The organism is Bradyrhizobium sp., assembly GCF_016462955.1.
In the GTDB taxonomy this organism is placed as follows: Bacteria; Pseudomonadota; Alphaproteobacteria; order Rhizobiales; family Xanthobacteraceae; genus Bradyrhizobium.
Window position 1 is genome coordinate 1 of sequence record NZ_JAEMSD010000277.1, and the last position, 9,077, is coordinate 9,077.

Here is a 9,077-nt window from a genome sequence, read left to right on the forward strand (position 1 = left end):
GCACGTCATAGGGCGGCAGCGAATCCTGGTCGGTCTGGTTCTCGCGCAGCTCCGCCGTCGGCGGCCGCTCACCGCTGCTCTGGGCTTTAGTATGTGCAGGTGCTGATCGCCGGCCGTCCTCTAGCGCTGCCATTCAATCGATCAGGTCAAGTGCGGTTCATGGATCGCGTTAGAGGAGCGGTAAAGTGTCTAGAAACTGGCGCAGGCGTATGTTGAGATGAATCACGCCAACAGGCTGGGTCGCAATTACCGCACTCATCAGGGAACCGACACCAATGGCCGATTTGAAATGGTTGGGAAAGCTGACCAAGGCAGAAAGGGTTGATCAGGCCAAGGCGAAGATGAGCAGAGTGCTCGACCATTTCCTGTATATTGTCGAGCTGCATGCTAACAATTCGTTCGTCGTGTACTCACCGATACTGGCCGCCCAAATTCCTACTTCCTTCGCAGCCAATGCCTTCACCGTGTTTCAGCGCAGCATGCACCAGATCGAAATCGTCAGGCTGTGTGCGCTATGGGACAGCGCTGATCCACAGAAAGAAAACCTTCCGACCGTGATTGAACTGATCGACGACAACGAGATCATCAGCACGTTAGGTGACGTGAACCTGAACCGCTGGACCGGAAGCCTTGCCGTCCCCAGAAACCTCTCCAGCGATGACCCCGAGATCATCAAGTTGGAATTACAAGCCCTAAAGGAAATCGAACAAAGGCACGGAGAAGAGCAAGCTGCGAAAGCCCAAACAGAGCTGAAGCAAGCAATTGCTGACAGTCGCGCGATTATCGCTTCACCGAGACTGGCGTCGGTGATGAACATCCGCGACAAACATCTTGCTCACTCGTTGGAAGTCACTCGTAGAGAGGAAAGGCATGGACCGATCCAGCAGATGAAATATGGAGACGAGACAGCGCTTCTGAACGCATCGATCCCGATCATCGAAAGCTTATATTGCTGGGTGAATGGAAAGGGCTTCTCGGTCGCCGATTCTCAGCAGATCAACCACAAGAACGCCGAAGCTCTCTGGGGCGGGTGCACGTTTAGAGTGCTTCGATGAACGAGGATCGAAGTCTCAAATGCAGTACATTTTTTCGAGAAGAAAACCTTCTTCAAAAATCTGAACATGGACGCCTTCGTATCACCCCTCGAACGCGTCGATCGAGGCCTTGCTCCCACGCGACACCAAGGTCTCGTCCGGCACAGGCAGCCCCTCCCCCTTGTCGCGAAACCGGTTCGTGATCGGATAACGCCGGTCGCGGCCGAAATTCCGTCGCGTCACCTTCACGCCCGGCGCGGCCTGGCGGCGCTTGTACTCGGCGATGGTGAGCAGATGATCGATGCGCGTCACGGTCTCGCGGTCGAAGCCGGCGGCGATGATCTGATCCAGCGGCTGCTCGCGCTCGACGAGGCGCTCCAGAATGGCGTCGAGCACGTCATAGGGCGGCAGCGAATCCTGGTCGGTCTGGTTCTCGCGCAGCTCCGCGGTCGGCGGGCGCGTGATGATGTCGGGCGGGATCACCTCGCCCGCAGGCCCGAGCGCGCCGTCCGGACTCCAGGAATTGCGCAAGCTTGCGAGGCGAAACACCTGCGTCTTGTAGATGTCCTTGATCGGGTTGAAGCCGCCGTTCATGTCGCCATAGAGCGTGGCGTAGCCGACCGACATCTCCGACTTGTTGCCGGTCGTCACCACCATCAGCCCGGTCTTGTTGGAGATCGCCATCAGCAGCGTGCCGCGGGCGCGGGCCTGGAGGTTCTCCTCGGTGATATCGGGCGGCAGGTTCTTGAAGATTCCGGACAGGATGGTCTCGAACCCGGTCACGGCTTCCGCGATCGGCAGCACCTCGTAGCGGATGCCGAGGTGGCCGGCGAGCTCGCCGGCATCCGCGATCGAGTGCGGCGCGGTGTAGCGGTACGGCAGCATCACGCCATGCACCTGGTCGGCGCCGAGCGCGTCGACCGCGATCGCCGCGCACAGCGCGGAATCGATGCCGCCGGAAATGCCGAGCAGCACGCCCGGAAAGCCGTTCTTGGCGACGTAGTCGCGCAAGCCCAGCACGCAAGCCGCGTAGTCGGCCTTGTCGCCCTCGGGCAGCTCGGCGATCGGGCCGGTGCAGCGCCAGTCGTTGCCGTTACGGGTGAAGCGCAGCGTGACGACGCTCTCCGCGAACGCCGGCAATTGCGCCGCAAGCGAGAGATCGCCGTTGAGCGCAAAGGACGCGCCGTCGAACACGAGCTCGTCCTGGCCGCAAACCTGGTTCAGATAGACCAGCGGCAGCCCGCTCTCGGTGACCCGCGCCACCGCGACCGACAGGCGCACGTCGTTCTTGTCGCGGGCGTAAGGCGAGCCGTTCGGCACGAGAATGATCTCGGCGCCGGTCTCGGCCAGCGTCTCGACCACGTTTTCGTAGTCCCCGGACTCCTCCAGCCAGATGTCCTCGCAGATCGGCACGCCGATGCGCACGCCGCGCACCGTGACCGGACCCGCGGCGGGACCGCGCGAAAACAGCCGCTTCTCGTCGAACACGCCGTAATTCGGCAGATTGCATTTGAAGCGCAGGCTCGCGATGCGCCCGCCATCGAGCAGCGCGCAGGCATTGTAGAGCCTGCCCTCCTCGACCCAGGGCGTGCCGACCAGCAGCGCGGGCCCGCCATCGGCGGTCTCGCGCGCGAGCGCTTCGATCGCGGCGCGGCAGGCGGCCTGGAACGCCGGCTTCTGCACCAAATCTTCCGGCGGATAGCCGGCGATGAACAATTCCGGAAACAGCACGAGATCGGCGCCGTCAGCAGCCGCTTGCGCACGCGCCGTGCGCGCCTTGGCGGCGTTGCCCTCGATATCGCCCACCGTCGGATTGAGCTGGGCGAGCGTGACCGCGAATGTGTCGAGACGTTCGGTCATGGGACGCTCGCTGCCGCCTCTCCCAAAGGGAGAGGTCGAATTGCACCTGGCGATGCGAAGCATCGTCCAGAGCAATTCGGGTGAGGGGTTACGGTGTCTCGTGGGAGCTGAGCCCCCTCACCCGCTTTGCGCTCGACGATGCTCCGCATCGCGAGACGCAAAACGACCTCTCGGCGTTGGGGAGAGGTGAAGGAGCCCCGGACACCCACGTTCAATGGATAATCTCCGAAAGCTACAGGAATCCCAACCGCTCGACGATTGCAATGATCCAGAACGCGCCGGCCATCAAGAGCGCAACGCCGACGGCGGCCGAGCCCATGTCCTTGACGCGGCCGATCTGCTTGTCGTGATCCAGGGTCAGCCGGTCGGCGAGTTTCTCGATCGCGGTGTTGAGCAGCTCGACCACCAGCACGAACGCGACCGAACACACCAACTCGACCGCCCGCATCGCGGTCACGCCGACGAACCAGGCGAGCGGCACCGACAACAGGAGCGCAAAGACCTCCTCGCGGACGGCCTGCTCCGACCGGAAAGCAAAGGCCAGACCGTTGCGCGAGTTGATCGTGGCCTTCCAGATCCGCAGCAAGGTCTCAGAGCCCCGCTGCGGCCGGGATCGGCTGGGCCTTGCCGGCGCGCTCCTGCTTGAGCAGCTCTGCGACCAGGAAGGCCATGTCGATGGACTGCTCGGCATTGAGGCGGGGATCGCAGACCGTGTGGTAGCGGTCGTTGAGATCCTCGTCCGTGATCGCGCGCGCGCCGCCGAGACATTCGGTGACGTCCTGGCCGGTCATCTCCAGATGCACGCCGCCGGCATGGCTGCCTTCGGCGGCGTGGACGGCGAAGAACGACTTCACCTCGGACAGGATGCGGTCGAACGGGCGCGTCTTGTAGCCGGACGTGGAGGTGATGGTGTTGCCGTGCATGGGATCGCACGACCAGACCACCACCCGGCCCTCGCGCTTCACGGCGCGGACCATGTTGGGCAGATGCTCGCCGATCTTGTCGGAGCCGAAGCGGCCGATCAGCGTCAGCCGGCCCGGCTCGTTGTCGGGGTTGAGCACGTCGATCAGCTTCAACAGCTCGTCGGATTTCAGCGAGGGGCCGCACTTGAGCCCGATCGGGTTCTTGATGCCGCGGAAATATTCGACATGGCCGTGATCGAGCTGGCGGGTGCGGTCGCCGATCCAGATCATGTGGCCCGAGGTCGCGTACCAGTCGCCGGTGGTGGAATCGACGCGCGTCATGGCCTGCTCGTAGCCGAGCAGCAGCGCCTCGTGGCTGGTGTAGAAATCGGTGGCGCGCAGCTCCGGGTGGCTCTCGAGGTCGAGGCCGCAAGCGCGCATGAAGTTGAGCGCGTCCGAGATACGGTCGGCCAACTCCTTGTAGCGGCGGGACTGCGGGCTATCCTTGAGGAAGCCGAGCATCCATTGATGCACGCTGCCGAGATTGGCGAAGCCGCCGGTAGCGAAGGCGCGCAGCAGGTTCAGCGTCGCCGCGGATTGGCGATAGGCCATCAGCTGGCGCTGCGGATCCGGCATGCGCGCTTCCTTCGTGAAGGCGATGTCGTTGACGATGTCGCCGCGATAGCTCGGCAGCTCGACGCCGTTCAACTTCTCGGTCGGCGACGACCGCGGCTTGGCGAACTGGCCGGCGATGCGGCCGACCTTCACCACCGGCACCGCGCCGGCATAGGTCAGCACCACCGCCATCTGCAGCAGCACGCGGAAGAAGTCGCGGATGTTGTTGGCGCCGTGCTCGGCAAAGCTCTCGGCGCAGTCGCCGCCCTGGAGCAGGAAGGCTTCGCCCGCCGCAACGCGCGCAAGCGCTTTCTTCAGATTGCGCGCTTCGCCCGCGAACACCAGCGGCGGAAAGGTCGCAAGCTGGGCCTCGACGTCGGCCAAAGCCTTGGCGTCGGGATAGTCGGGCACCTGTAGCACCGGCTTGCTGCGCCAGGACTCGGGCGTCCACCGCTCGGACATCGCAATCTCTCCGTGAAGCAAAAAGCACAACCTGATCTAGGGGTTGCGAGGGCCGCCTTATACACAGGCTGGCCCCGCGCCGCCAGTTGTAAATCCATTTCGCACCGCAAACCCTTGCGGGCAAAGCCGAATTCGCATTTGCTCGGGACAGGCAGAGAAATTGACGGGGCACTGACCGGCCATGGACGCGCCAATGGATGACGTTTTCATCGACCAGATCAGCTTCCCGGCGACGGACGGGTACGTGCTCACCGGCACCCTGTTCCTGCCCCGCGGCACCAAGCGCCATGCCGTCCTGATCAATTCGGCGACCGCCGTGCCGCGCAAGATCTATCGCGGCTTTGCCTCCTACCTCGCCCATCGCGGCTGCGCCGTGCTGACCTACGACTATCGCGGCATCGGCGACTCCTGCCTGCCGGCGATGGTCGGCTACAACCGGCCGAAATCCCTGGTCGGCTTCAAGGCCTCGATGTCTGACTGGGCCGCGCTCGACGTCACCGCCGCGGTTGACTGGATGCGCGAGCGCTATCATGGCCTGCCCCTGGTCTATGTCGGCCATTCCTTCGGCGGCCAGGCGCTCGGGCTGATCGCGAACAACAGCGAGATCGCGCGCGCCGCCTTCGTGGCCTCGCAGGCGGCGACGTGGCGGCTGATGACCGCGCCCGAGAAATATCGGGTCTACGCCTTCATGAATCTCGTGGGTGTGCCTCTGGTCCACGCCCTCGGCTATGCCCCGGGCTGGACCGGCGTCGGCGAGGATTTGCCCAAGGGCGTCTTCCTGCAATGGGCCGAGTGGGTGTCGAGCCCCCGCTATCTCTTCGATTCAGAACTGCCGGCGCTCGAGAATTTTGCCAGGTTCAAGGGCGAGTTGCGCGCGTTGTGCTTCTCAGATGATCCCTGGGCCACGCGACCCGCCGTCGAGCTGCTCGCGAGCGGTTTCACCGCGGTCACGCCGGAGGTGCTGACGGTGAAGCCGTCCGACGTCGGCGCCAGGGCCATCGGCCATTTCGGCTTCTTTCGCCCCGATCACCGCGACACGCTGTGGCGCGGCCTCGCCGAATGGATTCAGGGCGAGTAAGGCCGCGTCAGCGGATGATCGTCGTCAGGGACGAGTAGCGCCGGTTCGGCTTGGCGTCGGCCGGCGCAAATTGTGCGAAGGCGTCACTGACGCGCACGGCCGGCGGCGTATCGCTCGCGAAGCGAAACTCCTTCGCGCGCGATGCGTAGAAGCTGGCGCGGTAATAGGCGTCGTCGAAGCGCGCCTCGCCGACGCCGAACAACGCGTCGCAGACAAGCAGGAGTGCGTAGACTCCCGCGACTGCTGCGATGATCTCCCTTGTGATTGTCATGCTGATGCCCCTGCCCTTTTGCGCGCAGGATGCAGATCAGTTCCAAAGCTCTGGTTTAACGCCGCGCAGGACTTTTCCGCAGGGTTTTCCGCCATTGAGCGGATTGCAGACAATTTTATCGATGGGGCGGAAAATACCGCCCGTTAATTCCTTCGTGATCAGGTGCGGCTTTGGACATGCGATCGGCCCGGACAGGCCGCGAAAGCTGCCCCGGAGCCGCCATGCAACCACCGCCACTTGACGCCGGACTGCACGACAGCGTCACTCTCTCTGAACTCCTGGGCGCGCTGAGCCACGCGCTCGACCTGACCGAGGGACAGCCGGCTGGACATTGCGTGCGATGCAGCCGCATCGGCGTCGAGATCGGCAGGGAGATCGGCCTTGGCGAGCAGGAAATCACCGAGCTCTACTACGTGCTGTTGCTGAAGGATCTGGGCTGCAGCAGCAACGCGGCCCGCATCTGCGAGCTGTATCTGACCGACGATCTCTCCTTCAAACAGGACTTCAAGCTGATCGACGGTAGCTTGTCCCAGGCGCTGCGCTTCGTGCTCAGCCATACCGGCCTGAAAGCCGGATTGGCTGAACGTTTCCGCGCCATCGTCAATATCTTCCAGAACGGCGGCGAGATCGCGCGCGAGCTGATCGAGACCCGCTGCCATCGCGGCGCGGATATCGCCCGCAAGATGCGGTTCTCCGAGCCGGTTGCCGAGGGCATCAAGAACCTGGATGAGCACTGGGACGGCAGTGGCAAGCCCCTCGGCTTGTCCGGCACCGCCATCCCGATCTATTCGCGCATCGCCCTGCTGACCCAGGTCATCGACGTGTTCCACGTCGCGAACGGGCCGGAGGCCGCTCTTCGCGAGGCGAGGAACCGATCAGGGATCTGGTTCGACCCCGACCTCGTCGCGGCCTTCGAACGCGTGGCGGCACGGCCCGGTTTCTGGCGCGTGAGCGGCATCGAGAATGGGCTTACCTGCGCCGTAACGCACGCGCCGGCACAAGCGAGCCTTCCGATCGACGAGGATTATCTCGACGACATTGCAGCCGCCTTCGCCCAGGTGGTGGATTCCAAGAGCCCTTACACCAGCGGTCACAGCGAGCGCGTGACGTTGTTCACCGACATGATCGCCGAGCAGCTGGCGTTCAGCGCCGAGCAACGGCGCAGTCTCAAGCGTGCGGCGCTGTTGCACGACATCGGCAAGCTCGGTGTCAGCAACGCCATCCTCGACAAGCCGGGCAAGCTGGACGACGCCGAATGGGAGAGCATGAGGATGCATTCGGCGCATTCCGAGGCCATCCTGTCACGCGTCGGCGCATTCCGCGACCTCGCTCCGATCGCGGGTGCGCATCATGAGCGGCTGGACGGCAAGGGTTATCCTCGCGGCCTCGCAGGAGACCAGATCTGCCTGGAAACCCGGGTGATCACGACCGCCGACATATTCGATGCGCTCACGGCCGACCGCCCCTATCGCGCCGCCCTGCCGATCACAAAAGCCCTGGGCATCATGTCCGGAATGATCGGCACCCAGATCGATGGAAACTGCTTTGCAGCGCTTCAACGCGCGCTGGGACGCATCCATGGAACGCTGGCGGCCTGACGGCCGCTCCACCGGATTCTCCACGCGAGCTCAGCCGTGGCCGGCGCCCTTGCGATGGCCGCTCTCGCTGAGGCGGTCGACCCAGGCGATGCCGATCGCGGAGACGATGAAGGTCATGTGGATCAGCACCTGCCACATCACGCCGGACTCGGTGAAATTGCTGCGCGTGGTGCCGAGGTTGCCGGCCTCGATGAACGTCCTGAGCAGCGAGATCGAGGAAATGCCGATGATCGCCATCGCGAGCTTGATCTTGAGCACGCTGGCATTGACGTGGCTGAGCCATTCCGGCTCGTCGGGATGGCCGGTCAGGTTCAGCCGGGAAACGAAGGTCTCATAGCCGCCGACGATCACCATGATCAAAAGGTTCGAGATCATGACGACGTCGATCAGCCCGAGCACGACCAGCATGATCTGCTGCTCGGTGGCGTCGAACGAATGCGCGACCAGATGCCAGAGCTCTTTGAGGAACAGCAGGACGTACACGGCCTGAGCCACGATCAGGCCGATATAGAGCGGAAATTGCAGCCAGCGCGAACCGAAAATGAGCTGGGCGAGCAGGCCGAGGCGCGGAGGCACGGCCTGCGCCGAAGGTGCCTTGGATTCGGTCTTCATCGATCACTCCGGATAGCCGCTGGATTGCCGCGTCAGAGACTCGCAATGACGGGTGCGAGTTCCAGCGAGCCCCGATAGATCATCTCGAACGCGACGTAAAGGATGATGGCGAGGCCGACATAGGCGACCCAGCGCTGCTTCTGGAGCAAGCGGCCAAGCAGGTCAGCGGCGACGCCCATCAGCGCGACCGACAGCAACAGGCCGAAGGCCATGATGTAGGGATGCTCGCGCGCGGCGCCGGCGACGGCGAGCACGTTGTCGAGCGACATCGAAACGTCGGCGGCAATGATCTGCATCGCCGCCTGGCCGAAGGTCTTTCGCTGGACCGGCGCAGCTTCCGCGCCGTTGCCGCCGCCATTGCCGTGGCTGAACGCGAGCTCCCGCGCATGCGCAGCCTGCTCGCGCAGTTCGCGCCACATCTTCCAGCACACCCAGAGCAGAAGCACGCCGCCGGCGAGCAACAGGCCGATGACCTGCAGGAGTTGGGTCGCGACGCCGGCAAAAGCGATGCGCAGCGCAGTCGCGGCGGCGATCCCGACGATGATGGCCCGACGGCGCTGGTCCGCCGGCAGGCCGGCGGCCGCAAGGCCGATGACGACGGCATTGTCGCCGGCCAGGACGAGGTCGATCAGGATGACCTGGAAC

General features: G+C 64.0%; 9 protein-coding genes. 3 read left to right on the forward strand and 6 right to left on the reverse strand.

Annotation, left to right across the window (positions count from 1 at the left end):
• Window positions 1–275: 275 nt before the first annotated feature.
• Window positions 276–1,055 carry a hypothetical protein gene (locus JHD07_RS24470; protein WP_291626721.1) on the forward strand — a complete coding sequence of 260 codons (780 nt, stop codon included), beginning with the start codon at window positions 276–278 and terminating at the stop codon, window positions 1,053–1,055.
• An 81-nt stretch (window positions 1,056–1,136) separates the two neighbouring features.
• Here the strand turns inward: JHD07_RS24470 and JHD07_RS24475 are convergent, their stop codons facing one another.
• From JHD07_RS24475 to JHD07_RS24485, 3 genes are all read right to left on the reverse strand, one after another.
• Complete coding sequence (locus tag JHD07_RS24475; RefSeq protein ID WP_291626722.1) at window positions 1,137–2,894, reverse strand: NAD+ synthase; 1,758 nt, start codon at window positions 2,892–2,894, stop codon at window positions 1,137–1,139.
• A gap of 232 nt (window positions 2,895–3,126) precedes the next feature.
• A complete protein-coding gene (locus tag JHD07_RS24480; protein ID WP_291626724.1) occupies window positions 3,127–3,480 on the reverse strand; it encodes a diacylglycerol kinase in 354 nt (117 codons plus the stop codon).
• A 4-nt stretch (window positions 3,481–3,484) separates the two neighbouring features.
• Window positions 3,485–4,873: a class II 3-deoxy-7-phosphoheptulonate synthase gene (locus JHD07_RS24485; protein ID WP_291626726.1), complete on the reverse strand. Its 1,389-nt coding sequence runs from the start codon at window positions 4,871–4,873 to the stop codon at window positions 3,485–3,487.
• 181 nt (window positions 4,874–5,054) lie between these two features.
• On the opposite strand from JHD07_RS24485, the gene JHD07_RS24490 reads away from it, so the two are divergent.
• Window positions 5,055–5,951, forward strand: coding sequence for an alpha/beta fold hydrolase (locus JHD07_RS24490; protein ID WP_291626728.1), 897 nt, complete (start codon window positions 5,055–5,057; stop codon window positions 5,949–5,951).
• Between the two features lie 7 nt (window positions 5,952–5,958).
• Here JHD07_RS24490 and JHD07_RS24495 read toward each other — a convergent pair whose 3' ends face one another.
• A complete protein-coding gene (locus tag JHD07_RS24495; protein ID WP_291626730.1) occupies window positions 5,959–6,222 on the reverse strand; it encodes a hypothetical protein in 264 nt (87 codons plus the stop codon).
• Window positions 6,223–6,443: 221 nt separating this feature from the next.
• Here JHD07_RS24495 and JHD07_RS24500 point away from each other — a divergent pair, with 221 nt between their 5' ends.
• Complete coding sequence (locus JHD07_RS24500) at window positions 6,444–7,820, forward strand: HD-GYP domain-containing protein (RefSeq protein WP_291626732.1); 1,377 nt, start codon at window positions 6,444–6,446, stop codon at window positions 7,818–7,820.
• A 30-nt stretch (window positions 7,821–7,850) separates the two neighbouring features.
• Here JHD07_RS24500 and JHD07_RS24505 read toward each other — a convergent pair whose 3' ends face one another.
• Complete coding sequence (locus JHD07_RS24505) at window positions 7,851–8,432, reverse strand: TIGR00645 family protein (RefSeq protein ID WP_291626734.1); 582 nt, start codon at window positions 8,430–8,432, stop codon at window positions 7,851–7,853.
• 32 nt (window positions 8,433–8,464) lie between these two features.
• Window positions 8,465–9,077 (reverse strand): TerC family protein (locus JHD07_RS24510; RefSeq protein WP_291626736.1); only part of this gene is annotated, 613 nt, incomplete at its 5' end.

What these genes read in the sequence shown, in the direction of transcription:
- JHD07_RS24470 (WP_291626721.1), top strand. Translation starts at nt 276, where the DNA reads ATGGCCGATTTGAAATGGTTGGGAAAGCTGACCAAGGCAGAAAGGGTT.
- JHD07_RS24475 (WP_291626722.1), bottom strand. Translation starts at nt 2,894, where the DNA reads ATGACCGAACGTCTCGACACATTCGCGGTCACGCTCGCCCAGCTCAAT.
- JHD07_RS24485 (WP_291626726.1), bottom strand. Translation starts at nt 4,873, where the DNA reads ATGTCCGAGCGGTGGACGCCCGAGTCCTGGCGCAGCAAGCCGGTGCTA.
- JHD07_RS24490 (WP_291626728.1), top strand. Translation starts at nt 5,055, where the DNA reads ATGGACGCGCCAATGGATGACGTTTTCATCGACCAGATCAGCTTCCCG.
- JHD07_RS24495 (WP_291626730.1), bottom strand. Translation starts at nt 6,222, where the DNA reads ATGACAATCACAAGGGAGATCATCGCAGCAGTCGCGGGAGTCTACGCA.
- JHD07_RS24500 (WP_291626732.1), top strand. Translation starts at nt 6,444, where the DNA reads ATGCAACCACCGCCACTTGACGCCGGACTGCACGACAGCGTCACTCTC.
- JHD07_RS24505 (WP_291626734.1), bottom strand. Translation starts at nt 8,432, where the DNA reads ATGAAGACCGAATCCAAGGCACCTTCGGCGCAGGCCGTGCCTCCGCGC.